This is a genomic window from Campylobacter sp. (assembly GCF_019423325.1).
In the GTDB taxonomy this organism is placed as follows: Bacteria; Campylobacterota; Campylobacteria; order Campylobacterales; family Campylobacteraceae; genus Campylobacter_B.
Map to the genome: position 1 here is coordinate 335,062 of NZ_JAHZBQ010000003.1, position 25,449 is coordinate 360,510.

Annotated in this window: 22 protein-coding genes; 3 read left to right on the forward strand and 19 right to left on the reverse strand. The window is 42.9% G+C overall.

The window, feature by feature from the left end:
* Positions 1 to 161: 161 nt before the first annotated feature.
* The 11 genes from QZ367_RS09455 to QZ367_RS09505 form a co-directional block, all read right to left on the reverse strand.
* Positions 162 to 1,376 (reverse strand): saccharopine dehydrogenase family protein, encoded by a 1,215-nt coding sequence (locus QZ367_RS09455; protein WP_291940056.1) that lies wholly within the window; start codon positions 1,374 to 1,376, stop codon positions 162 to 164.
* Between the two features lie 370 nt (positions 1,377 to 1,746).
* A complete protein-coding gene (locus tag QZ367_RS09460) occupies positions 1,747 to 1,920 on the reverse strand; it encodes a DUF2892 domain-containing protein (RefSeq protein ID WP_291940058.1) in 174 nt (57 codons plus the stop codon).
* A gap of 471 nt (positions 1,921 to 2,391) precedes the next feature.
* The gene (locus QZ367_RS09465) at positions 2,392 to 2,877 is read right to left on the reverse strand and encodes a hypothetical protein (RefSeq protein WP_291940060.1); all 486 of its coding nucleotides are present in this window, start codon (positions 2,875 to 2,877) and stop codon (positions 2,392 to 2,394) included.
* Positions 2,878 to 2,919: 42 nt separating this feature from the next.
* Positions 2,920 to 3,549, reverse strand: a complete 630-nt coding sequence (locus QZ367_RS09470) for a LysE/ArgO family amino acid transporter (RefSeq protein ID WP_291940062.1) — start codon at positions 3,547 to 3,549, stop codon at positions 2,920 to 2,922.
* Positions 3,550 to 3,559: 10 nt separating this feature from the next.
* Positions 3,560 to 4,498 carry a hypothetical protein gene (locus tag QZ367_RS09475; RefSeq protein WP_291940064.1) on the reverse strand — a complete coding sequence of 313 codons (939 nt, stop codon included), beginning with the start codon at positions 4,496 to 4,498 and terminating at the stop codon, positions 3,560 to 3,562.
* Entirely contained in the window at positions 4,495 to 5,112 is a 618-nt protein-coding gene (locus QZ367_RS09480) for a hypothetical protein (protein WP_291940066.1), read from the reverse strand. The genes QZ367_RS09475 and QZ367_RS09480 overlap by 4 nt, the downstream gene beginning before the upstream one ends.
* Before the next feature lie 239 nt (positions 5,113 to 5,351).
* On the reverse strand, positions 5,352 to 5,909 hold the full coding sequence (gene fdh3B / locus QZ367_RS09485) for a formate dehydrogenase FDH3 subunit beta (protein WP_005871109.1): 558 nt from the start codon (positions 5,907 to 5,909) through the stop codon (positions 5,352 to 5,354).
* A gap of 9 nt (positions 5,910 to 5,918) precedes the next feature.
* On the reverse strand, positions 5,919 to 8,840 hold the full coding sequence (locus QZ367_RS09490) for a formate dehydrogenase subunit alpha (RefSeq protein WP_291940069.1): 2,922 nt from the start codon (positions 8,838 to 8,840) through the stop codon (positions 5,919 to 5,921).
* A 10-nt stretch (positions 8,841 to 8,850) separates the two neighbouring features.
* Positions 8,851 to 9,048 carry a twin-arginine translocation signal domain-containing protein gene (locus QZ367_RS09495; protein WP_005871103.1) on the reverse strand — a complete coding sequence of 66 codons (198 nt, stop codon included), beginning with the start codon at positions 9,046 to 9,048 and terminating at the stop codon, positions 8,851 to 8,853.
* Between the two features lie 252 nt (positions 9,049 to 9,300).
* Positions 9,301 to 10,170 carry a molecular chaperone TorD family protein gene (locus QZ367_RS09500; RefSeq protein WP_291940072.1) on the reverse strand — a complete coding sequence of 290 codons (870 nt, stop codon included), beginning with the start codon at positions 10,168 to 10,170 and terminating at the stop codon, positions 9,301 to 9,303.
* Positions 10,170 to 11,852, reverse strand: coding sequence for a 4Fe-4S dicluster domain-containing protein (locus QZ367_RS09505; RefSeq protein ID WP_291940073.1), 1,683 nt, complete (start codon positions 11,850 to 11,852; stop codon positions 10,170 to 10,172). The genes QZ367_RS09500 and QZ367_RS09505 overlap by 1 nt, the downstream gene beginning before the upstream one ends.
* A 166-nt stretch (positions 11,853 to 12,018) precedes the next feature.
* On the opposite strand from QZ367_RS09505, the gene selA reads away from it, so the two are divergent.
* The 3 genes from selA to QZ367_RS09520 are packed head-to-tail and all read left to right on the forward strand — an operon-like array spanning position 12,019 to position 16,207.
* Positions 12,019 to 13,629: an L-seryl-tRNA(Sec) selenium transferase gene (selA, locus tag QZ367_RS09510; RefSeq protein WP_291940075.1), complete on the forward strand. Its 1,611-nt coding sequence runs from the start codon at positions 12,019 to 12,021 to the stop codon at positions 13,627 to 13,629.
* The gene (selB, locus tag QZ367_RS09515) at positions 13,622 to 15,442 is read left to right on the forward strand and encodes a selenocysteine-specific translation elongation factor (protein WP_291940077.1); all 1,821 of its coding nucleotides are present in this window, start codon (positions 13,622 to 13,624) and stop codon (positions 15,440 to 15,442) included. Before selA ends, selB begins: the two co-directional genes overlap by 8 nt.
* A gap of 51 nt (positions 15,443 to 15,493) precedes the next feature.
* Positions 15,494 to 16,207, forward strand: a complete 714-nt coding sequence (locus QZ367_RS09520; protein WP_291940079.1) for a histidine kinase — start codon at positions 15,494 to 15,496, stop codon at positions 16,205 to 16,207.
* 334 nt (positions 16,208 to 16,541) lie between these two features.
* Here the strand turns inward: QZ367_RS09520 and QZ367_RS09525 are convergent, their stop codons facing one another.
* From QZ367_RS09525 to QZ367_RS09560, 8 genes are all read right to left on the reverse strand, one after another.
* Positions 16,542 to 18,503, reverse strand: a complete 1,962-nt coding sequence (locus tag QZ367_RS09525) for an autotransporter domain-containing protein (protein WP_291940081.1) — start codon at positions 18,501 to 18,503, stop codon at positions 16,542 to 16,544.
* A gap of 128 nt (positions 18,504 to 18,631) precedes the next feature.
* A complete protein-coding gene (gene rplT / locus QZ367_RS09530) occupies positions 18,632 to 18,988 on the reverse strand; it encodes a 50S ribosomal protein L20 (protein WP_291940083.1) in 357 nt (118 codons plus the stop codon).
* Between the two features lie 98 nt (positions 18,989 to 19,086).
* On the reverse strand, positions 19,087 to 19,278 hold the full coding sequence (rpmI, locus tag QZ367_RS09535; RefSeq protein WP_291940085.1) for a 50S ribosomal protein L35: 192 nt from the start codon (positions 19,276 to 19,278) through the stop codon (positions 19,087 to 19,089).
* Between the two features lie 138 nt (positions 19,279 to 19,416).
* Positions 19,417 to 20,796: a hypothetical protein gene (locus QZ367_RS09540; protein ID WP_291940087.1), complete on the reverse strand. Its 1,380-nt coding sequence runs from the start codon at positions 20,794 to 20,796 to the stop codon at positions 19,417 to 19,419.
* 8 nt (positions 20,797 to 20,804) lie between these two features.
* The gene (locus QZ367_RS09545; RefSeq protein ID WP_291940089.1) at positions 20,805 to 21,767 is read right to left on the reverse strand and encodes a glycosyltransferase family 2 protein; all 963 of its coding nucleotides are present in this window, start codon (positions 21,765 to 21,767) and stop codon (positions 20,805 to 20,807) included.
* Positions 21,760 to 22,692, reverse strand: coding sequence for a glycosyltransferase family 2 protein (locus tag QZ367_RS09550; RefSeq protein ID WP_291940091.1), 933 nt, complete (start codon positions 22,690 to 22,692; stop codon positions 21,760 to 21,762). Before QZ367_RS09550 ends, QZ367_RS09545 begins: the two co-directional genes overlap by 8 nt.
* 1 nt (position 22,693) lies before the next feature.
* A complete protein-coding gene (locus QZ367_RS09555) occupies positions 22,694 to 23,062 on the reverse strand; it encodes a GtrA family protein (protein ID WP_291940093.1) in 369 nt (122 codons plus the stop codon).
* Between the two features lie 144 nt (positions 23,063 to 23,206).
* A complete protein-coding gene (locus tag QZ367_RS09560; protein WP_291940095.1) occupies positions 23,207 to 25,261 on the reverse strand; it encodes a hypothetical protein in 2,055 nt (684 codons plus the stop codon).
* Positions 25,262 to 25,449 lie beyond the last annotated feature (188 nt).

Genomic DNA, 25,449 nt, shown 5'->3' on the forward strand with positions numbered 1-25,449 from the left:
GAGCGAAAATTTCAAATCTATTTAAATATACCCACCAGACAAGGTGAAGTATTTTTGCCTTAATCAAGGCGGATTTAAATTTTACGACGGGAGCGTATATGAAATACGTGACCGAGTAAAATTTAAATACAACGCAGAGTAAGGCAAAAAGACAAGCCTTACTATTTTACTTCATACCTCTCGCCCGGTTTCATCTCTATCATCTCCCACGGCAAGCCCTGCTTATTTAGCTCGTCCATGAAAGGCTTGGCGTCGAAATTCTCCATGTTAAAGACGCCTTTTCCGCTCCAAATGCCCTTTGCGACCATCATCGAGCCGATCATCGCAGGCACGCCCGTCGTGTAGCTCACCGCCTGCGCGCCCGTCTCGGCGTAGCAAGCCTCGTGGTCGCAGACGTTATAGATATAGACCTGGCGCTCTTTGCCATCTTTTAAGCCACGTATCACGCAGCCGATGTTTGTTTTGCCCTTCGTGCGAGGACCGAGGCTCGCAGGATCAGGCAACAAGGTCTTTAAAAATTGGATCGGAATTATTTTTACGCCGTTGTGCTCAACCTCGTCGATGCGTAGCATACCGACGTTTTCTAAGCACTTCATATGCGTGAGGTAGCTCTGTCCGAATGTCATAAAAAAGCGGATTCGCTTCAGCCCCTTGATGTTTTTTACAAGGCTTTCTAGCTCCTCGTGGTAGAGCAGGTAGCTGTCTTTGACGCCCACTTTGGGGTAGTCCCATTTGAACATTATCTGCATCGGCTCGGTCTCTTTCCACTCGCCGCGCTCCCAGTAACGGCCCTTTGCACTTACTTCGCGCAGGTTGATTTCAGGGTTGAAATTCGTCGCAAACGGATATCCGTGATCGCCCGCGTTGCAGTCTAGAATGTCGATCTCGTGGATCTCGTCAAAGAGATTTTGCTGTGCGTAGGCGCAAAATACGTTGGTCACGCCCGGGTCAAAGCCGCTTCCCAGCAGCGCCATCGTGTTTGCGGCTTTAAACTCGCCGTCCTTCGCCCATTGTAGTTTGTATTCAAATTTGGCGGTATCGGGGTGCTCGTAGTTTGCGGTGTCGATGTATGGGATGCCGGCGCGAGAGCACGCGTCCATCAGTGTTAGGTCCTGGTACGGTAGCGCGACGTTTAGTAACAGCTCGGCACCCGTTTTTTTGATTAAATTTACGACCGCATCGGCGTCGTCCGCGTCGATCTGGGCGGTATCGATCTGCACGCCTAGGCGGTCTTTTATAAACTTAGCGATCGCGTCGCACTTGCTTTTGGTGCGGCTTGCAAGGGTGATTTTTGTAAAAACGTCCGCGTTCATCGCGCATTTTACGGTCGCGACTTGGCTCACGCCACCCGCGCCTATGATTAAGATATTTGACATTTGGGCTCCTTTAAATTTTAAATTTTGCTGCAATTTTAGCAAATTTAAGATGAATTTTAAGAGGCTAGGTGTAATTAATCATAGAGTTTGGTTGTAGCCGGGCGCGGAGCGCAAGCTCGCTATAACAAGAGCGCCGAAAGCGGCTAGCGCTAAAATTTACGCGGATAGCGGCATGCCGATTGACGGCGGCACGAGATTAAATTTACTGCCTTGCATCGTGCGATAAAATTTTAAGCTTTAAAAGGCTAGTTTAAATTTAACATCCCGCAGCGAAGCGCGGATAATTAAAATTTAAAGTTCATTCGCTTCGCCATAAAATTTATCGCGCTTCTTGCCTCGGCGCGCAGCAAACCGCATACCGCGGCTAAATTTAACGCTTTAGCGAACAGCGGTTTAAAAAGTAGCAAGCGGGGCAAAATCCTGTGACGCCCACGATAAAGGGCACGAGTCCCACTAGCCCCCACCAGCTGCCAAACGCGACTCCCGCGATCATTATCGCTAGCCCGATCAGCGCTCTTATTATCCTAGTTTTTCTGCTTAGCATTGCGTTTTCACTTCTTTGTTTTTACATTTTACACGTATTAATGCTTAAAATTTTTAAAGTAAGCAATGGCAGCAAACCGCCACCTAGCGTATCATCTTTGAGCCCGCCCTCCTATATACGCGCCTTGGTTAAATTCGGCTTCGTTTAATTATCTTTTCTTGTGCGTAAAAGTGCGATCCGACAAAATTTATGTGCCTAAGGAGCAAAAATTTATGCAAGCTCAATTTAAAATTTTGACGAATGTAAAGCAAGGAGAACTCGAAGGCTGACGCTAATGCGGCGAAATTTACATGCGGCTTTAAATTTGGAATTACGATAAATCTTAATCGAGCGAAATTCTATCGTCACAGAAAGTTTGTCTAAATTTAGCTCGCTGCGTGTTTTAGGGTTTAAATTCAGACGCTGCGGTAAAGAAGCGTAGTGCAATATTTACGATCAAAGCGGCATCGATCTCGCGCCGTACCGCTAAAATCAAATTTCGTAGCGATAAATTTTGCCGAAATTTTCATCCAGAGTGTAGCTAAACTCACCGCCTGCGTAATAGATTGTCTCGCCACTCTCCAGCTCGAAGCGCTGATACACGCGCAGCACGACCTCGTTTTCGCTGATGCCTTGGACGTGGATAAAAATATCGCTCTTTCTACCCGCAGTCATCGCCATTTGGTAGAGCTGATTAAATAGCGCATATTCCGGATCTTTCTCGGCATCCTCTTGGGATAAAAAGCCCTCCAGCACGCCCAGCATCTCGGCGCGAAATTCCGTCCTGGCGCGCGCATAGGCGTTTTGGATATTTTCGATCTGATCGGTATCGAGTAAATTTAAAAGTGAATGTTTGCCCACGTAAAGCGTCGCGCTCGATGTGATTTTGCCGTCCTTGTCGGTCACTAGTCGCAGAGCTTTCTCTACGCGCCACAAGGCCTCTTTTAGCTCGAGCCCGCTTTCAATTTCAATTTTCATCATAGATCCTTTATCAAGAATGCGGAATTTTAGCGTGAAATTTTAAATTTTAAAGACAAACTTCGCGATCAGATACGCCATATAAAGCATCAAAACTCCCACGAGCACGTCGATTATACGCCATGCCCTACTGCTTGCAAAAAGCTTCGAAAGCGTCCCCGAGCCATATCCTAAGCCGAAAAACCACGCAAACGATACGAACATAACTCCCGCGTAAAACCACGGCTTTTGGGCATCCGCAATCGTAGCGCCGAGCGAGCCCACGACCACGACGGTGTCTAAATACACGTGCGGATTTAGAAGCGTCACCGCAAGGGCTTTGGCTACGACGGGCGCCAGCGGGCTATTTGCCGAGTTTTGGATTTTGGCAAAATGCGAGCCCTTATAGGCGCTAAAAAACGAGCTTAGCGCGTAGCAGAGCAGAAATATGATCCCGCCTATGCCTAAAATTTGGGTAAGAAGCGAGCCTTGCTTAAGGGCGCCGCCGATTAAAAATATCCCTACGGCCGTAAATACGGCATCGCTTAGCGCGCAAACCATGCAAACAGCCGCGACATGGTTTTTCGCAAGGCCTTGGGAGATGACGAAGATATTCTGCGCGCCGATCGCGACGATGAGCGAGAGCATCAGCGCGGCTCCTTGCAAGAAAATTCCGATCGGCAAGGAGTTCAAGACCGCGCCTCTACTTATTTTTACTTTCGCAGGCGGAGCTTTGCATCGCGGCATCGGCGGTATCGGAGCCGTCTACCGCCGCACTTTCGGGCGCAGCGTCAGGCTCATTATCGCCCGCGGAAATTTTAGACGCGAAATCCTCGGCGCCTGTGAAATTTTCACCCGCAGCGGCATTATTTGAAGAAACTGTATTATTCGGCGCGGCGGAGCTTTGTTCGTTTAAATTTGAAGCGCCCTTTAAATTCTGCGCGCCGTTTGAATCAGCGGCGCCATTAGAATTTTGCGCGGCAAAGTCCTGCGCCACGCCGAAATTCTCGGTGCCTAAATTTTCACCTAAATTTTGTGCGCCGCAGGAACTTTGCGCATCGAAATTTTGCGAAGCGGAATTCTCATCGCGAAAATTTTTAGCTTTAAAATTTTTAGCGCCACTCGCGTTTTTTTTACAGCCCTTAGCGCCTTTGCGAATCTTTGGAGCGGCTTGTTCTTCCTCAGAGCTTTGCGAAAGACCCGCTTTTTCGCGCAAAATTTTGCTCAGCTCGTAGATCGAAATTTCAAAAGAGCCCGGTAGCGTGGCCTCCGTGTCGCTGTAAAATCGCAAAAAGTTAAAGCGGTCCTGTGCCTGCGGCGTTTTTTTGAATACAAAATTTAAAAGCTCCGTTTTGTTTCTGCCCGCGACGAAGGTTTTTGTGCCTAAATTTGCTATATCTTTGTATTCGAAGCTCTCGGAATTTGCCCCGCGCACGATCGTAAAAGCATCCTCACCGATCTGCAAATAATTTTTCGCGCCGAGTCTAAGCGCGCAAAAAAACGCGCAAAATGCCGCCACTACGGAAGCAAAAAGCGCCGCACCGCCAAAGCCCGCGTGGTAGCAATATCCGCTAGCGAGCGCCAAAATCGTCGATCCCGCCAGCGTCATCGCTACGGGCTTTTTATTCTCTTTTACTATCATCTTCCCTGCTTAATCATCTGTCTTATATACTCGTAAATTTTAAAATTTAGCGCATCCATTACCGCATCTTTGGAACCCGGATTTTTGATGCTTTGGTAGTTGAGGTTCGTTACGTAATCCTTCCACGCGCCCTTGTTTTTAACGCTTATGTAGAGGCTAATCTGCGAGTCGTAGAAGTAGTCTCTGTAATAATCGTCGTCGTCCCAAGGATCGTATCCGAACGGCATCCCCCAGCCTACGCCCCAGCCAGTATATCTGTAATATCTGCCAAATCCCATACCGAAGCTAAATCTCGGATTATCCCACGATCTGCGCGAAAAATCCGCCTTGCGGAAGTAGTTGAGATTGCCACCGATTTGGACGTTCGCCGCACTTTTATTTACGACCTTAAATCCATCCGCACGCAGATGTTGGATCATTACTTGGGTTAAATTTGAATCCGTCGTCGAGGTGTTGGTAAAATTTACGCTTATGAGCTTATCCTGCGGAAATTCCATAATGTGAAGCGGCTCGGAAGTGCGCACGATACCGCTATTTACGGGCACATTTTTAGAGCAGCCCGTAAAAATCAAAAACGCCGAAATGACCAAAAAAAGTGAAATTTTATTTTTCAAGACGGATCCTTTCGCTTAAGATTTCAAATCTTAAATTTGAGTGATTGTAGCATAAATTTAAAATTTTAATGTCAGCAAGAAGCGATTTTTTGAAATAATCTAGTGGCGAAAGGGCAAGAGTGGAATTATTAAATAAAATTTTGCGCCGAGCGACCGCTAAATTTAAAGCCGTCGCTCGGTTGAAATTTCTACGAAAAGAATCGGGATTTTAAACCGGAGGCGTTTAAAATTCCACAATCTTATAGGCTCACGCCGCGCGTAAGTACGCGCTTGCGATAAACCTCCGAAACTCTGCTCGCGTCGCCCACGATTAGAGCGTTCGTGCAGCAGATCGCCGCACACATCGGAACCTTACCCTCTGCGATGCGGTTTTGACCATATTTATGTAGCTCTTCGTGCGAAAACGTAGGCTCCGGTCCACCCGCGCACATAGTGCATTTATCCATCGCGCCTTTAATACCGAAAGCTCCGTCTCTAGGGAATTGCGGAGCGCCGAACGGACACGCGTAGAGGCAATATCCGCAGCCGATACATTTATCTTTGTCGTGCAAAACGACGCCGTCGGTTCTGATATAGAAGCATTGAACCGGGCAAACCTGCGCACAAGGCGCATCGGTGCAGTGCTGGCAAGCGATAGAGCTTGAAACCTCCTGCCCCTCTATGCCCTCGTTTAAAGTGATAACCTTGCGCCTATTTATCTGCACGGGAACCTCGTGCGCCGAGCTGCAGGCTACCTGGCAACCATAGCAAGCGATGCAACGCTCGACGTCGACGTAAAATTTTAATCTTGCCGGCATTTTATCTCCTTATGCTCTTTCTAGTCTGCAAAGACCGGCGTTGAATTCCGAAATTTGCGTATTTATATCAAAGCCGTAGTTGGTAATCGTATTTGAGCTCTCGCCTCTGATATATGGCTTAGTGCCCTCAGGATAGCGCTCGCTTAGATCCTCGCCCTGGAAAATTCCCGCGAAGTTATACGGCATAACAATACGATCAGGCGTTACGGCGTGCGAATAGATGCACTTGACTTTGATCTTCGTGCCTTGCGGCGAATGAATCCACATCATCTCACCATCTTTGATACCTTTATCAGCGGCAAGCTTAGGATTTACGTGCGCAAACATCTCCGGAGTAATCGCTGAAAGATACTTGCTCGTGCGCTCAATCATGCCCGCACCGCTTAAATTTACAAGCCTTAACGAGCTTACGATAGTAGGGAAGTCCTTGCTCCAATCCTGCTTTTTCTGCTCGGAGATAAATCTCGTAAAGACGCGGAAATTTCGTTTTTGATCCGCAAAGGTCGGATATTTCTCTACCAAATCCCATCTAGGCGAGTGGATCGGTTCGCGATGCTTTGGAATTTGATCCGCAAACTGCCAAACCTTGGCTCTGGCTCTTGCGTTTCCGCAAGGACAAATTCCGAACTCTCGGCATTTTTTAGCAATGATACCGCTATAATCGGTACTCCATGTAGGCCCCATCTTGGCTTTCTCTTCCTCACTTAGCGTAATGCCTAAAACCTGTTCGATATTTGCCTTAGTAATTTCTGCATGACCGCCTTGAATTTTTGATCCCGGAAGTGTAATGCTCTCGTCGGCTAGCTGCGAAACGCCGTCGTGTTCTAAGCCGAAGCGGTTTCTAAATCCCATACCGCCGTCAGCATAAGGCTTAGTTACGTCGTAAAGAATCGGCGTGCCCGGGTGTTGCGTATCCCAGCAAGGCCATGGAAGCCCATAGTATTCGCCCTCTACCTCGCCACCTATGCCGCGCAGGGTATCTGGATCAAATAGATGCCAGTTTTTCTGCTGTCTACGAAATCTAGCTGCGGTACGACCATTATTGCCAATGCTTTGAGTATTGCGTGCGATCTCATCGGTAGCATCGTCCGGCCAAACAAAATCGTCTTTAACCTGCTTAAGCTCGCCATCAACGATGCCCATCTTCATACCGCGAACGTATTCGTCGTAAAAGCCGAATTTTTTCGCGAATAAAAACATTACCTCTTGATCCTCTTTGCTCTCAAATAGAGGCTTAACGATCTGGGTTCTCCACTGACCGCTGCGGTTTGTAGCGCTTAGATGACCTTCGCTCTCAAACTGCGTAGCTACCGGCAAAACATAAATTCCATCCGGTCTATCGTTTAGAATCGCTACTTCGTTTAAGAACGGCTCGGCGACTACCAGCATATCAATCTTACCTAATGCTTCTTGAGTCTCGCGAACGTGAGCCATAGAAGTAATTCCTGTGCCTTGCACCCAAAGAACGCGGACATTGCCACTACTTAAAACGGGCTCGTTTTTCAAAACACCCTGCCACCATTTAGATAGCGAAAAGCCCTTTTCGTTGCGCCAGTTTATCACATCTTGCTCTATGCTCGGATCGTAGTGAAAATACTCGGTAAAATTCGTGCCAGGCACTTTTTCACCCTGCTTTTCGTGCGGCTGCTTAGTAGAGACGGCAAATCTTTTAATAAACTGCTCGTAATCTACGCCCCAGCCCTTGCAGAAGTGCTTCCAAGCGTTATCGGCTAGCCCGTAATACGCAGGTAAGCTATCGGAGAGATTGCACATATCGGTAGCACCCTGAACATTATCGTGACCTCGAAGGATGTTGCAGCCGCCGCCTGGCTTGCCCATATTGCCTAGTATGAGCTGCAAAAGAGCCAAAATTCTAGTATTTGAACTTCCGATCGAGTGCTGCGTGATACCTAGCGCCCAGCATAAAGTAGCGGGCTTTGTGGTAGCGAACATCCTCGTAAATTCTATCAGTTCCTCTTCCTTGCAGCCGGTGACATTGGCTACCTCTTTAGGATCCCACTTCTCAGCTTCCGCCTTGATCTCATCTACAGCGTAGGTTCTGGTTTTTATTAGCTCTTTGTCCTCCCAGCCGTTTTTGAAGATTAGATGCAGCATTCCGTACACAAACGCTATATCAGTTCCCGGACGAATTCTAATATACATATCGGCCTTAGCCGCAGTTCTAGTAAAATTTGGATCGACGACGACGATTTTCGCGCCGTTTCTATCGCGAGCTTGAAGAGCATGCTTCATAGCCCCCACGGGATTTGCAACCGCGGAATTCGCACCTATAAAAAGGATCATTTTAGAATTTTTCGCCATATCGCCTACGTGATTTGTCATAGCTCCATAACCCCAAGTATTCGCCACACCGGCGACTGTTGCGCTATGTCAAATTCTGGCTACGTGGTCGTTGCTGTTCGTACCCCAAAAGGCTGCAAATTTTCTAAAATAATATGCCTGCTCGTTGCAAAATTTAGCCGAACCCAGAAATACCACACTATCTGGACCGTCCTCTTTACGGACTTGAAGCATTTTATCGCCGATTTCGTTTACGGCTTGCTCCCAACTGATGCGCTCCCACTTGCCGCCAACCTTTTTGAGCGGATATTTAAGACGCATTTTAGATTTGGTTAGATCGATCTGATCGATTCCCTTACAGCAGTGACTGCCCTGCGAGATCGGGTGATCTACTGCCATATCTTGGCGAATCCAGGTATTGGTGCTCTCATCCACTTGAGCCTCGATACCGCAGCCTACGGAACAGATCGAACATATCGTTCGCTTCATAACGGAACCTGGAAATGGGTTTTTGATCTCTTGCTCAGTAGCGGCTCTTAGCGTATTATTTTCGCCAAACGCAGCTACGCTACTCGCTCCTAAAGCGGCGAGTTTCAAAAACGATCTCCTTCCGATCGCATTCTCACTCATGAAAATTCTCCTAGTAAGCTACTTTATAGTATTTTTTCCACGCTTCACTCTCCCAGTAAAGCACCTCTTTTTTCGGTGATTTGCCACGAACGGTATCGCCATAGTCCTGCTCGCTTTTTGCTAGCGCCTGAGACGCGGCAACGCCCACAGCGCCTACCGCGCCGATTTTTAGAGATTTTTTAAGAAAATCTCTGCGTTTGTTCTCCATGGTTTTCCTTTGTGAAGAAATCGCTTTAAATCTTTTATTGTAGTAACGCCTGTTACAGGATTTAAGTCTAATGAATTATAACGAAAAGGCAGTGAGATGGAAATTAAATTTTAAGTTACTTTTTAAATTTTATTTAAAATTCAAAATATAAAGTTCTAACTAAAAAACTACTCGCAAAACTAGAGTTTGCGAGTCTAAAATTTAACCGAAATTCTGCTTTTACGTTAAGATTTTGGTTAAAAATTTTATTTATCAATCCAGATCAAAAATATCTTCCGGATTGGTAAATTTATTTTGATAGCCACCTTTTTTGATCGCTTCTTTAACGACGCTGCGATCTTTCTTTTGCGGAGCGGCAAGCGCTAAAAGCGAGCGTTCAAGCGCAAAAAAGCTTCTCATTAGTGCGCCTAATGATTTGAAAAAATCCGCCCGCACATGCCCGCACAAAAGCTCGCTAAACTCATCCACAAAGCTGTTGGTGACATTCGTAAAAAGCTCTAACGCCAGCGTTTCGCCGTCTTGCGCGCCGACGAAATTTTTAGCGTATTGCGAATTCGCAGTATTTTTACCATCCTGCGGGCCTGTAAAATTTTTACTGTCATGCGAATCTACAGAATTTTTTCTGTCTTGCGCCGTCAAGCTCGCGCTATTCGTAAAATTTTGCTCGTTTGCCACGGAATTTTGTCCGTTTAAAACTGCGCTGTGTTTTGCAGCCGCGTCGCGCAGCAGAGTCGAATGCAGGTAAAAAATAAATCCCACATAGTCCTCGCACTCCTTGCAAAGCTCCATATTGCGGCGAAATTTACTCTTTTTTAGCACGTCGATTACCGCGACACGCATACGCCCGTCGTCACGTCCTTCGTCGTAGAAGCTCGCACTCATCGGCACATTGGCGTATGAAAAATCAAAAAGTACGGAATTTTGCTCGCTTTTAAACGCAGAAAAGTCGAATTTCTCCAAATTTTGAAATTCCGCCTCATCGCTAGGCACAATGGGCGAGCTGCGTAAAAACTCCAGCTGCTCCTTCCAACGCTTAAATTTCGCATCCGTTTCATAGAAAAAAAACGGAATTGCAAAAAATTCGTAGTAGTAGCTTCTTGCTTGAAGTAGATTCGCATCCATTACATTGCCCCTTTTCTAGCATCTTCTATCTGCTTTTTTATCATTATTTTCGCCTTGCAATCGCCGCAGCAAAAAAGAGTCTTCATCTTTTCAGGCTCGTTTGCAAAATGCGCACCCATCATATCCGCGATCTTCATCACGGCTTTGCTCGTCGCAAATTCCTTACCGCATTCAATGCACTTAAAAAGCTCATCTTTAGCTAGCATTTTGTAATTAAAAAATCCCGGCTCAAGCTCCACGCCGCAAGGCTCAAGCTCGATCGTATCCTTTTCGGCGCAGCTTAGCACGCAGTAGTTGCACGATGTGCAAAGCGAAGCGTTGAGCTTAATCGAATTGTCGCTGTTATCGGCATACAGCGCGCCGGTATTACAGGCGCCCACGCAGCTAAGGCAGAGCGTGCAGCTTGCTTCGTTTATGCTTACTTTGCCAAATTTTAGCAACTCTCCGCTTTTTACGGCGCCAAAGCTGCCCTCGCCGACCATTGCGCTTACGCGTTTGGAAAAAATTTCTTTCTTGCTAAGGCCCTGCTCGTTTAAGCTAAACGCCCAGGGCTGAGAGCTTTGCGCCCACTTTAGCGCCTCTTGCAGCTCGGTTAAATTTCGCGCTAAAAATACCGCGTCCTTGCCGTAGATCGCGCGCGAAATTCCATTGACAAGCTCCGCCGCTTCACGCGTGCCCTCGCCCACGTCCGTGCCGTAAATGATCACACTCGAGCCGCTTTCCTGCATAGCGCTTAGCAAATTTACCTCATCTATTTGCTTGCTTCCGAAAATTCCAAACGGTAGCACGCCGCACGGAAGCTGCACTGCGGGTGCGGACACGATTTCGCTCTCTGCGATGAGAAGCGGAATTTTGCCTGCATAGAGCTTTGCGATCTCCCCAAATACGCTTTGGGGCAACTTGGCAAATTTCAGCGCGCCGCTAGGACAGACGCTCACGCACGCGCCACAGCCTATACAGTCGATGTGCGAAAATACGAGCTCGCGTTTTTCGTCGTTTTTCAAAATCGCCACTGTGGGGCAAACCTCCACGCATGGCGCGCGCAGCTCATTTCGCCTGCCCTGATACTGGCAGATCGCAGGATCGAAGATCGTGGAATTCTTATAATGATAAACCGGGCTTTTGGAATTTAAAATTTCTAAAATTTCATCGTCTTTTAGCCCCGAGATCTCGTAGCAGCCGCTTTGTCGCAATTGATAGGGCGCCGCGCCGCTAATCAAGAAAAAATCCGCCTCGGTCTCAACCTCATCCTGCTCGCTTAAAATCGTAACCGCAAGATCGCCAATCTCGCCATAGACGAACTTAATCTCGGCCCTGCTTAACGCAATCACCTTAAATCCGTGCTGCCTAAGTAGCCCCACAAGCCCCTCTCGCGGCTCATCACAGGCGAGAATTACGTTTTTGCCGACGGGCTTTTGATAGTCGCTATCTAGGGCACCGTCAAAGGCGATATCTTTGGCGCGATACAAAATATCTACGTTTTTAGCAATTTGCAGCGGCTCATCTGCGGAATTTTCTATATAAAAATTTATCTCGGGCGCATAAATTTGCGCTTTTAATTTCGGCGAATTAGCGACGATAAATTCCTCATTTTTCGCCTCCTCTTCATCGCCGCAAATTTCGATATCGTCGCTTAAGACTACATCCTTTAGCCCCGCGGCGTAAAATCCATGTTCTTTCATAATCTATCCTAAATTGATAATTAGGCGGGTTTTACTCTTATTTTCTAAACAGCTTTTAAATTCTGCACTTAAAGTAAATCGAATTTAAATTAATAATTCTATAGATAAAGCAAAATCAAAGCTTTAAATGATAAAATCGTCTAAATTTTAAGGCATCGGGGTCGCAATGCAACAAATCAAACTACCAAAAATCGATAAAATCGCAAACGCGCAGGAGTTTCAAAACTGCCTCCGCCCGCAAATCATCAAAATCGCGCAAGAGCTCATCGAAGAAGCACGTAGGAAGGCGCTGCAAGGAGGCGCGGTCGCAAACGAAAGCGAGATCATCGCGCGCATCAAATCGCGCTACGAAAAATTTCAAAATCTAAGCCTTAAGCCGCTCATCAACGCAACCGGCGTCGTGCTGCACACAAACCTCGGCCGCAGCGTCATCAGCGCCGAAATTTTAGCCCGCGCGCAAAAGATCATCACCTCGTATTCAAATTTAGAATACGACTTATCCGAGGGCGCGCGCGGCAACAGATACGACTACATAGCGCTTTTGTGCAGCGAGCTCTTCGGCGCGCAGGACGCACTCGTGGTCAACAACAACGCTGCGGCGGTATTTTTGGTGCTAAATACCTTCGCGCGCGGACGCGAAGTCGTGGTAAGCCGCGGCGAGCTAGTCGAGATCGGCGGAAGCTTTCGAGTAAGCGAAGTGATGTCAAACTCGGGCGCAAAGCTCGTAGAGATCGGCACTACGAACAAAACCAAGCTGGACGATTACGAAGAAGCGATCAATGAAAATACGGCGATCTTGATGAAGGTGCACCGCTCAAATTTTAAAATTTCAGGCTTCAGCTCTAGCGTAAGCGCTGCGGAAGTTGCAGCTTTGGCACGCCGTGCCTCGCAGGCAAAGAAGGAATTTTTAGCGCTTAGAGCGGCAAGCTTTAAAAATTTAGCGGATCTTTGCGGCGGCTCGTCGGATACGACGGGCGAAATTTTAAATTCCGCGCCGAATAGTTTAAACTTAGCGGATAGTTCTGCGAATGCTCTAAATTTAAATAGCGGCGAGCCGTCCAAAAGGAGCGAGTGCTTTCATGAAGAGGGAGAGAGCGAAATTCCCGCTAAAGCTTCTAAAATTGCTCCTACAAAATTTAGCATGAAAAAAGCGGAAAGCTTTAACGAGATCATCGATTACTACGATCTTGGAAGCGGCTACGCGAGCGAGCTGGGATTTGGGCTAGGCAAAAGCGAGCCCTCTATTTTTGAGCTTTTAAAAAGCGGCGTGCGGCTGCTTAGCTTTAGCGGCGACAAGCTCTTCGGCTCCGTGCAGTGCGGCATCATCCTAGGAGATCGCGAGCTCATCGCGCGCCTGCGTAAAAACCAGCTACTGCGAATGCTGCGCGTGGACAAGATTACGCTGAGCCTGCTTGCCGAGACGATCAAGGCGTATATAAATAAAGAATTTCACCTCATCACGACGATAGATCAGATCCATCTAAGCCTGGACAAACTGCGTGAGCGAGCGGAGCTAGTGCGATCGCGCATCGGCGTAAAATCGCAGATCGTGCCGACAACCACCTTCGTAGGCGGCGGCACGATGCCGAGCGCCTCCTATCCTAGCGTCGCGCTTGCGATACTTGACGGCGCCGACCCGCAGAGCACGCAGGCAAAATTTCGCGCTGCGGGTATAATCGGGCGGATCGAGGATGATAAATTTTTGCTCGATTTCAGATCGATTTTAAAAAGCGACTTGCAAGATTTAATAAAAAAGATCGGAGAAATTTATGAATAGCGTAATCATCGGCACCGCAGGCCATATCGATCACGGAAAGACCGCGTTAATCAAGGCGCTAAACGGCTTTGAGGGGGACCGAATGCCGAGCGAAAAGCAGCGTGGTATCACGATCGATCTTAGCTTTTCGCATCTGCGCTCTGGGAGCACTAACGTCGCATTTATCGACGTGCCGGGGCACGAAAACCTAGTAAAGACGATGATTAGCGGCGCGTATGCCTTCGACGCTGCGATGCTAGTAGTCGCCGCGGACGACGGGCTGATGCCGCAAAGCAAAGAGCATATTCAAATTTTATCGCTGCTTGGGGTAAAAAGCGTGATCTTGTGTATCAGCAAGTGCGATCTTGCTGACGACGCGCGCAGATCCGAGGTCGCGGCACAGTGCAGGGAATACATCTGCAAATTTAAAAATTTGCAAATTTTAAACACCTTTTTTATCAGTATCAAAGATCCCGCAAGCATCGCCGAGCTGAAAAACTATCTCTTTAATATCAAGCCTGCGCAGCGTCAAGGAGGCGGCGTGGTGCACTACTACATCGACCGAGTTTTTTCGCTTAAGGGGCTTGGCACCATCGTAACGGGCAGCCTCATTAACGGCGCGATTTCAAAGGGCGAGAAGCTTTATAACTGCGATCTGGGTAAAATTTTTAATGTCAAAAGCGTGCAGATCCACGACGAGGACACGCCGCTGGCGCAGGCTCCAAACCGCGTCGCGCTGAGCTTGGACGCCAAGACGAGCGAGCTTGAAAAGGGGCAAATCCTAAGCAAAAAGGGGTTTTTCCGCGGCTTTAATGAAGCGGACTGCACCTTTAGCGGCGAAATTTCGCATAATCAAGACGTGCTGTTTTGCGTCGGAAGTAAGCAAAGCGCGGCAAAAGCGCTCATTTTAAAAGAACTTCCTAGCGGCGAGAAGCTCGTGAGCTTTAAATTTGACAAAACGATGTTTTTGAAATTTGACGAGCCCTTCGTCTGCCTAGCAAACTCGCGCGTAATCGGCGGCGGGCGCGTGCTAAACGCCGTAGTCGAGCCGCTAAAAAAGCAGAGCAAAGCCGTGCTTCTCACCGCACTTTTGAAGCGAAATTTCACCGAAGCGTTTAAAATTTTAAGCCTCTTTCACAAGCATGGATTCGGGCTATTTTCGGCATATCAGCGCTTCGGGATGGAATACGACGAAGCGGTAAAGATCGCGCGCGGCTTAGAGGGGACGTATTTTGACGAAGCAAATTTATGCGTTTACGATCTAAGCGCGATCGAGGACGTAAAAAGCCTTATAAAATTTATCGTCTCAAAAAACGACTACGCGATCTTTTCGCCCGCCTCGATCGCTCTAAAGCTCTCGTGGGCTAGCGAAGAGCTCGCCGCGCGCGCGCTTAGCGAGCTTGAACGGGGCGGCATCGTCTCTAAAAAGGGCGGAGTTTACGTAAAATCGGGAGTGGATTTTGACGCGCTCAAACAGAGCCTGGAGAGTAAAATTTTTGATCTCATCAAAAAGGGCGGCATCGCGCCTCTCGCGCCGTATAACATTTACGACGAGCTGGAGATCGACCGCAGTAGCGGCGATGACGCGCTAAAGAAGCTGACCTACGCCAAAAAGGTCGTCCGTCTCGCGCACAATCTCTTCGTCGAAGCCGAAAATTTAGCCCTAGCGATCAAGCGCCTTTACGCGATCATCGAAAAAGAGGGCTTCGTAAACGTCACGAACGCCAAAGAGGAGCTTGGGCTTAGCAGAAAATTCGTCATCTGCTACCTCGAATACCTAGATAAAATGGGAAATATCGTGACGATCGACAATAAACGCTATTTGAAAAAGTAAAAATTTAAAATTTTGCACTACAATGCGCGGAATTTTTTGCAAAGGAAAAAAATGAAAAAAGCTATTTTAACTTCAGTTGCGCTCGCAGCGAGCCTAAACGCGGCTTTAAGCGACAGCGAAATTCTATCCATCTACGGCGGCACGCCTCAAGGCATCGAAATAAAGGTCGCCGAGCGCATCCCACTTAGCGAGCCAAAAGGCGTCGAGGCGGTCGTTTTAAAGATTTCTCAAGGCAATATGTCGCAAGAGGAGATCATCTTCACCCAAGGCGATCTGATCTTTACCGATATCATCGATCCTAAAAAACGCGTAGTCTATAAGGAGCAGATCAAACAAGACCGCATCGCAGGACAGCTAAGTAAGGTCTTCAAAGCAGAGAGCAAAGACAATATCATCAAGCTAGGAAACGATCCTAAAAAGCCTACGATTTTGATGCTGACGGACGCCTTGTGTCCATTCTGCCGCAAAGAGATGGCAAGGATCGAGGAAACGTTAAAAAATAACAATGTCGATATAATCATGACCTCCGTTCACGGCGACGACGGCCACGCAAAATCCGCGCTCATCTACAAAGAGATCAAAAATGCTAAAACCGACGAGCAAAAGATAGCGGTTTTTAGAAAATACTACGCTGAAGATAACAAAGCAGGCGCCAAAGACGTAAGCGCTGCTGAGCTAAACGCTGCAAAAGCCCTAGCTGCCAAATACTTCGGTGCGGGAGTAAACTCGGTGCCCTACATCATCGAACTAGACAAGCTAAAATAATCTCTCTTAAATTTTGCGGAGCGATCCGCAAAATTCTACCCCATCGTCTTAGTCTTAGCGATTTTAATTAATCCGGATTTTATGAAATTTTACACGTGCAAAATTCCAGCAAAATTCTGCATTGTTCCTTATATTGAAAGTAGCATAAAAGCGATAGTGTATGAAATTTAAAAGCGAGAAAATATGCAAGCAAATCCACGGCCGAAATTTTAAAATTTCGCGGCAAAGCCCGGGTAAAATTTAGCCGCAAATTTTATAAAATTCTCGCTTTGCGGCAAAGAGGAATTTACAGTCGTGCTTCAGGCTACCTATCTTGGGCTACGTCCGATTAAAATCAAAATTCCACGTCGAAAGCGGCTCTTGCCAGGCTATTTTTGCTCTCGCTTAGCTCGTACGATGCGCTAAGCCCGACGCTTTGAAGGATCTTATATTTCAGTCCGATCGCGCCGTTAAACACGCCGTTAGAATAATCAAGCCCCTCCACGTCGTATCTGTCCGAATACTTTCTGCTCGCGTGATACGAATCGCCGCTAAATCGATGCTCGTACTCCGCATTTGCGAATATCTGCAGATCGCCGAAAGCTTTGATCGCGTAAATTCCCGCGGTGCCGTTTGGCGCGGTTTTTGAAGCGGAGCTAAATCTAAGCCTGGAGATCGCATCCTCGCCCACTCTAATCGCTCCAAGTCCCAAATATGGCTTAATATAGCCGTTTTCAAATAAGAATTTATACCCGGCTCTCGTGCTGAAATCCCAAATTTGCGACTTGTATTTCGCGCCGTGGATAGCGCCGAATCCATTGTTGGTTTCAAATTTATGATCGTTCGTCGAATAGGTTAAGCCTACCGCCAGATCCACGTTCTCGCTAAAATCGTATCTGCCCGCCAGACCGAGCTCGTAGGATTTGATGTTTTCTTTCACGCCGTCGAATTTACCCTCATACCAAGCGTCCGATTTTTGGTACCCAAAGATCACGCCCAGCGTAAGATCATCCACTCTCTTGGAGGCTCCGAGTAAAATTCCGTCGCTCTTGTGATCGTATTTGACGCCGCCCGAGCGGTCTTTGTAATCCCCGCCGTAGTTTCCAATCGCGCTTACATTTACGTTAAACTCCTGCCCGTCGGTGTCGGTTAAATTTTTATAAGCGGAATTTCTTGCAAGCTTGGTAAGATCCAGATCGACCTTCGAGCGCGGCATCTCGATGCCTACCCGGTTACCGCCTCTTGCGACCTGCGAAAACAGGCTGCCGTTTTTAGGCGTGAAGTTATTGATCGCTAGCATCAGCGCCTCAAAATAGCTCGGCAGATCGTCGTATCCGCCAGGATAGCGGTTCGTATCGGAAGTGATGAATAAATTCGCCGCATTGCGCTCGCGAGATAATCTTATGATCTCGTCGTATTGATCGGGTCTTGCGTTGTATATCACGTGCAAAATTTTAGAGGAGTTTGCGGGATCTTTTTCAAATTCCGAGGTTCTAGGACGATAGTGGTTTATATACTCATCCGCGCTCACCTCTTGCAGCATCCAAACGTCCGCATAAGGGGCTATGGCGTCGCGCACGCCCCAGCCGTTATTTGCTAAAACTAGCATTCCCGGATATTTAGTCTTGATATAATTGTAGATACTCTGCATATAAGAGATAGTTGCGGGATTGTTTTCGGTATTAACTTCGTCGATGAAGTATCCTGCGATATTTTCTCTGCCGTAGAAATTTACGAAATTATCGATATCGGCATAGACTAAATTTAGATTTCTAGTAGAATTTTTGGTATAGGTATAGCCTAAATTTGCTATGCCCGCCGCGATATTTCGCTTCATCTGAACGGCATCTTCGTCCCTTCTGACCAGATATTGCGTAGCTTGATTGCCCGGCGTCGCCGCCTCGTAAGAGCCGAAAGCTACATAAGGAACCAGCGCGCCGCCTATATTGGTAATGCCGTTCCAAAACTCGGCATTTACGCCGCTATTGCCCGTCCAGCGAAATGCAGGCATCATAACGCGCTGATTATTAAGCCTGCCCGAATATGAGCCCTTTTTGGCAAAGCCCCTTGCGTACTCAAGCTTGATACGAAATGAGTTTTCATACTCGTCGCTCGCGGAGCTATCGCTAGCCGCGTCGCGCCTGCTTAATTTCGCGCCCAAGCTATCCGCAGCGCTCATTACATCAGAACGGGAAGTGTTGTTAGAAGGAGATTTTTGCGCGTTTGCATAGCCCCAGGAATTCTGCTCGCTCGCATAGCCAAACCCTGCTGCACCGATAAGCGCAAGAGATACGATTTTTTTCAAAGACTTTAGCATTCTGCACCGCCTCAAATAAAATTATCCAAATTCTTAAATTTCGACAAATTTGTAGACGCGCTTTTAAAATTAAAAGCTTTGTCGAAATTTAAAAATTTGACCGCCTTAAGACGGCCAAATTTTAAAGCTTATTTTAATGCTGCTTTTGCCTTCTTTGCGACGGTTGCAAAAGCTTCGGCATCGTTCATAGCCATATTTGCTAAAATTTTTCTATCAAGCTCGATGCCCGCTTTTCTAAGTCCGTTTATAAATTTAGAATAGCTGATGTCGTTTAGCCTGCAAGCTGCATTGATGCGCACTATCCAAAGTCTGCGGAAATCGCGTTTTTTCGCGCGTCTGTCACGGAAGGCGTAAACGAGGCTTCTTTCTAGCTGCTCTTTAGCCTTTCTGAAATGTTTGCGTCTTGCACTATAAAATCCGCGCGCAAGCTTTAGCACCTTGTTGTGACGGCAGCGTCTAACGATGCCCGTTTTTACTCTTGCCATATTAATCCTTTCTTAATCGGCGTCCCTTTGGGGATCTTGCCCTAAAATCCATAAATTTAGGGGAGTTTGAATGACTTTCGTCAAAAACTAACTTCGCACTATTTGCAAAGCATTCTTTTAACCGCAGATACGTTCGTCGAATCGACGTATTGGGCCTCGCGCAAATTCCTCTTGCGTTTTTGAGACATCTTCGTCAAAATATGGCTGCGAAACGCCGAGCCTCTTTTGATCTTGTTTTTGCCCGCTTTAAAACGCTTGACGGCACCGCGCACGCTTTTCATCTTTGGCATGGTCGTCCTTTTTTTAAAGTGAACGGGAAGTATATAATAAAGTTTCTTTGAAAAATTTGAATTTTAGCGAAATTTATGAAAATACAAAATACTACATCGAAATTGATATAATTATTACTCATAGCAATATTTTCAGATTTATATCGTTTTTATAAATTTAAGCAATTGGATAAAAGTTTTCCTTTTTAATACAATTAAAACTATAAAACTTACTATTATTAAGCAAAACGCGTAGACGCCGGGCAATATATGAGATATAGCAATAAAGCAAACACCACAAAAAAAATCTACACCAATATTGCAAAAATTTACACTTTTTATAAATTTTTTCAGACCATAACTCAATGCGATATATTTGGCAAAAAGAGATAAAAACAGGCAAAACATTATGATAAATATATCATTGCAAAAATATACAATAAATCCAATAAATACTGAAAATATAATCAAAGAAATTAAATTTATACGAAGCATTTGTCCTTCTTTGCGTAATGCCTTAAAATATGAATTAGTAAGAAGGAGCGTCTTACCTTCGCATAGCAATATCGCAAAAATTATTGGCATATAATTTAAAACGTCCGCATATTTAGGTAACCAAGCGCTCAGTAGAATTTCTACAGGATATGCAAATAGAAATAAAAATACAAATATGATTGATAGTCCATCATCTAAAATTTTAAAAATTTCGTTTTGTTCGCAAGTTTTTTTAGTTCGTAATATCGGGAATAAGATCGCCGAGAATGCATTGATAAAAAATAGAGCAAAATTTAGTAACGACAATATAAGTGAAATTTTACCAAATAAGACGATGCTAAATTTCCATGCAATCATAGATCTTGCAATAAATATCAAAAATATATTGCAAAGCGCAGAGATTGTTAATTTTATACCTATTCGCATATTTTTATATATATAAAATAAGCTATCTGTAAAAGAAGCCATTTTTACTTTAAAAAGATCCCTGCATAAAAAATAAATATAAACAAGCGATATAAATCTGGCAAAAATAAATGAAAATATTAAAAATTTAGCTTTATCGAAATCCACGAAATAAACTGCTGCTATAGATGATAAGACAAAAATTCTTTCTATAAACAAAACGAGTATTGACTTTTTTATCTCATTTACACTTTGCAAAAGATTATATAGAAATGATCTTGGTACTGTGATAGCGCCCGAAATAGCAATATATAAAAATAACCTTTTATCGAACGAAAGCGCACAAACCGTAAAAAATATAATTAGGCATTCTATAATATATAAAATCTCCATCGTACAAATTTGAGATTTTAGAGTTCTTTTAGAAATAAATTCATATCGCCTACCGCCGTATCTTAGATATATACCATCAGATAGTCCAAAATGTAAAAATTCTACATAATTGGCAAAAAATATAAATAATTGATAGTATCCAAAGCCTTCTAAAGATAAAAGCTTCGGTAGAACTAAGATCGATACTGCGGATACAAACGCAAAAAATATCTGCGCTAGCGCCATATATGAAATTTTAGATAGCAAATTCCATCCTAAATCGTCTTTTGCATAAATTTAACTATTAAAAGACCTAGCTTTTTTGGTATCCACATCGCGCTAACCGTAAATATCCAAAAAGAAGGGAATTTCTTATAAATTTTATATAAATTGCGAAAGCAGTTTTCGTTCCTAACTGCAGAAAGACCGTTTCGTATCCTAATTATATTGGCGGGATAATAATATATTAAAAGCCTTTTTCTAAAAATTTCAAGCACGAAATCTACGTCAAAATTCTTTTCAATAGTGATTAAGGTATCATTTAGATTTGCACCAAATACTTCTGAAAAATTATATCTTCCACTATTAAACTGCCTTGCTGCATAAATTTTATCAAATACCACGACTTGCTTATCAGACAAAATCGCGCAGGCGATATTCCAATAAAGCTGCACGAGATTGTTATTTGCTATCGCGTCTAAATCGATTCTATTAAATAAACTTTTATTTACTATATTAGAAGTTATAAAAGTTAAATTAGTATGGGCTTCTTTTATAAACTCCGCTTTACTATCATCATAAATTTTAAAATTATTAAATTCTTTAAATTCTACCGGCTTAATTTTGTCTATGAAATTTTGTGCCTTTAAATGAATGATACCGAATTTCGAAGAAGAATCTAGTACCCGCATTAAATATTTAATCGTATCATCAAACACTAAATCATCATCGCCGAATATCCATATATATTTTCCGCGCGACAAAGAAATCGCTTTTTTGAAATTATTATCTGGACCAGTATTTTCACTATTTTTTATATATTTTACAAGTCCGAAATCAATATATTTTTTTGCAATATCCGAAGTTTTATCACTGGAAGCATTATCTAAAATTAAAATTTCAATATCTTTTCGCTCGCTTTTATACACGCTTTTGCATAGACTATTTAGACTTTTATCTAAGAATTTTGCTCTATTATAAGTCGGTACTGCAATGCTTAAAAAAATATCCTCAGCCAAAATTTATTCTTTCCTTTTCAAATACCAACGGACGATTTAATACTTGAGTATATATCGCACCTATGTATTCGCCTATTATACCGATAAAAAATAAAATTCCCGATGAGACAAATGAAAAAAGTATTATGAGAGGCGCGATACCCACATTCATCTCATTCCAATAAATTAGCTTTAGGATGAAATACACAAGCCCCACTATTATGCTTAAAATACCGGTTATAATGCCTATAAAGGTTGCAAGCCTAAGCGGTACTTTGGAATTGCAGATTATGCCAAGTATCCCCATATCATAAAGCGTGTAGAAGTTATTTTTGGTAACTCCTTTAATTCTCACTGGTTGATCGTAAGGAATTTTAGCTACTCTATAACCTGCCTCCGCTAGCATTCCGCGAAAAAACGGATATGGATCATGCATCTGCCTAAGCGCAATGATGACTTTTTTATCAAAAAGTCCAAAGCCGGTAAAATTCTTAAAAATTTCGATCTCAGATAGCTTTGATAAGAGCTCATAATAGCACTCTCTGATTTTAAACATCACGCCGCGCTCCTCGCTGTCGCGCTTAATCGCCAAAACCAAGTCGTTGCCCTCTTGCCATTTTTCTATGAACTGTGCGATCATCTCGGGCGGATCTTGCAGATCGGCTACGATAGAGATCACCGCATCTCCGTCTGCGCCCAAAAGCGCATAGGTAGGAGATTTTATATGACCGAAATTTCTAGAATTTACGATGATTTTTAAATTTTTATCATCCTTTGCAAGGCGTTTTAAAATTTCAACCGTCTTATCAGTCGAGGCGTTATCGATAAATATGTGCTCGTAGGCATATTTGGGAAATCCGCTCATAACCTTTTTTACGCGCGAATATACCTCCTCTACATTCTCCTCCTCGTTAAAGCAGGCGGTAACTATACTGATCTTTTTCATATCATCTCCTAAAGACGAAAAATTTATTTAACAAAAATGATACCGCAGCCAGCGGGATCAAAAGCACAAAGCCGTTTAGATACATATTTTCAAATCCAAGCCGCTTAAAAAGCCATAAAAAGAATATGTTTAAAAGATATATTATAACATACACTAAAATAAATTTAAAAATAAGTTTATTATCGTTGCTGCCGAATACCAGTCCGCCTATGGTTTTAAAGTTAAACAATACGCCAAGTATCGTAGAAAGCAACACGGCAAGGGGATAATATAGACCCAGATAGATAAAAAGGGCAAAAAGCCCATATCCAAAGACGGTATTTAGGATGCCTACTAAAAGAAAAGAGAATAGCTGGCGTTTAATTGTCATTGATATCTTTCTTATATAAAGATACTGGCTTTTCTATAAATACATATGACCAAAGCCCAAAAAATAGACAAAAGCATAACCCTATAAATAAATTTAAACCTATATCGAGCTGTTACTAGACAAAATAATAGTACTATAAATAAATTATTTTTTCTTATATACATTAAGAAGTCCTCCGCTATCAATAAGTTCATAATTTTCTTTAACTTCATTAAATAATTTACTCAAGGTCTCTAGTTTCGGTATTCTCTGTTTAACATTTTCATTATACCAATATTCATCATATAGGTCAAAAAATCGCCTTTCTCGCATTTCTGCCTTGTAGTCTCTGTCTATATCGGCATCTACATATAAAATATCGGCTTTATTTTTTATCAAATTTAAGACTTCATTATACTCTATATCTGATACTAAAAAGGAACGCAACTCGAAATACTTTAGTCCACTATACTTTTTGCTAAAAAACTGCAATATATTATCATATTTTGATATCATATATATCTCTTTGGTATCGGGCGAATACTTATTTATAAGATTAATAGAGCTTTGAAATTTATCAAAAGGATATGTAGTAATTATCCCTCCGGCTCTTTCATGGTTCCATTTATAGATTTTATGCGTTTCAAATATCTTTTCATAATTGAAAATTTCCTTAATATAAGACATTGAAAATTTAGCATATATTATTATGCATATAAATATGCATAATATAGAGATCACCTTTCTAGCCCTATCCGGAAATAAATTCAAAATTATAATAAAAGGAAGGGCAGCAATGAAAAAATTAACAGTAGACAAGTCCACTCTCCAAACTGTATAAGTATAAAAAAATCCTGTATAAAATAGCAAAAATGAATAGCTTAATAAATATTTACTATCTTGCAATTTCTTATAAAAAAATATAAATAACAACCATTGAATAAATATTACCGACAATACCGCGAGCAATAAAGCAGCAGGAATATTAAAAGAATAAAAACCATCTAAAAAGTATTTTATTGATGGATTTTTCATAAATGGATATTTTATATATATTATTGCCCCTAAAATGGTATAAATGAGTATAAAAAATATTTTTTCGGCATTTACGAGTTTTCTATTTTTTACAGCAATTATTCCATATTCTACAATAAGTGCACCTAAAAGTGCTATAAAAATATAGAGCCCAAAATCATTAGCCATAAAAATTGAAAGCAACGCTAGAAATATACATATTGTTTTAAATATAGCACTTAAATTCTGAAATTTCGTAGCATAAAATAAAAATAGAACTATAATTAAGTCAAAAAAATGTCTTGTATCGAAAAACGTAGGTGCGTAATGATAGGAATAGTATGTAACCGAAAAAAATTTAATGCCTAACAATAAAATAAAAATAAGCCTTATCAAGTCATTTTTAAAAAATAGAAATACAAAACCAACCGCTATGACATAATAGATCATACATACTATATTTTTCGTCTTTTCAAAATTATTAACGCTTATGCCTCCAAGCTGTTCCATTATAAATTTAATAGGATATAGACTTAAAAATCCATATTGAGAAAAAATTTCCGATTTATCTCTATCTAGATCTAGCTCATTTATAGGATTTAACATAAATGGGGTTTCTTCCCAATAATACCTACTAAGAATCTGTATATTTTGTTCAAAAATATTATATGCTATAAAGTCGGTTTTTTCTTTAAGCTTACTTAGAGTATCTGCGCCGAACATAGGATAAGAATTCGAAAATACATCTAAACCGTATCTATTTGTGCTATTTGTCTCTCTAGCTACATAATAAGTAAGATTAAAGTCTTTATTATAGCCTATATTTTTTATATGGGTTTTAAATTTTTTAAAAGTATCTGCGCTAATATGCCTATAATAAGGATCAAAAATCAAAAACCTTGGGTTATTATGAAAACTAAATCCATTTTTACCAGATAAAAAGACATTGTCGTATGAATTGAATTTATAATTTATATTATTGGGGTCAAAGCACAGGTTTTCTGTAATATATTGATCATTTGAAACTATTTTATTACCATCCAATATCGTCTGCTCATCTATATATCTAAATTCGTTTGCAAGCTTAAAATCCGAAAAAATACCATAAAAGTAAAATGAAATTTGTATAATGATTAAAACCGCTATGGCTAATTTAGCATAAGGATAAAAATTAAAATCTTTTATTTTAAGCAAGACGCTATTCATCGACGTTATCTTTATAAATTTTATACCATAGAACTAAGGAAAAAAAAGCAGAGATAATAAAGATATAAAATAGATAAAAATTAAATATAAATATCTTTTCGTGATTCATAAAATAGTAAACCCATTTAAAATAATTGTATTTATCTTCAGTAGGATCAACGTAAGCAATAAAAATCTTTTTTCCTATT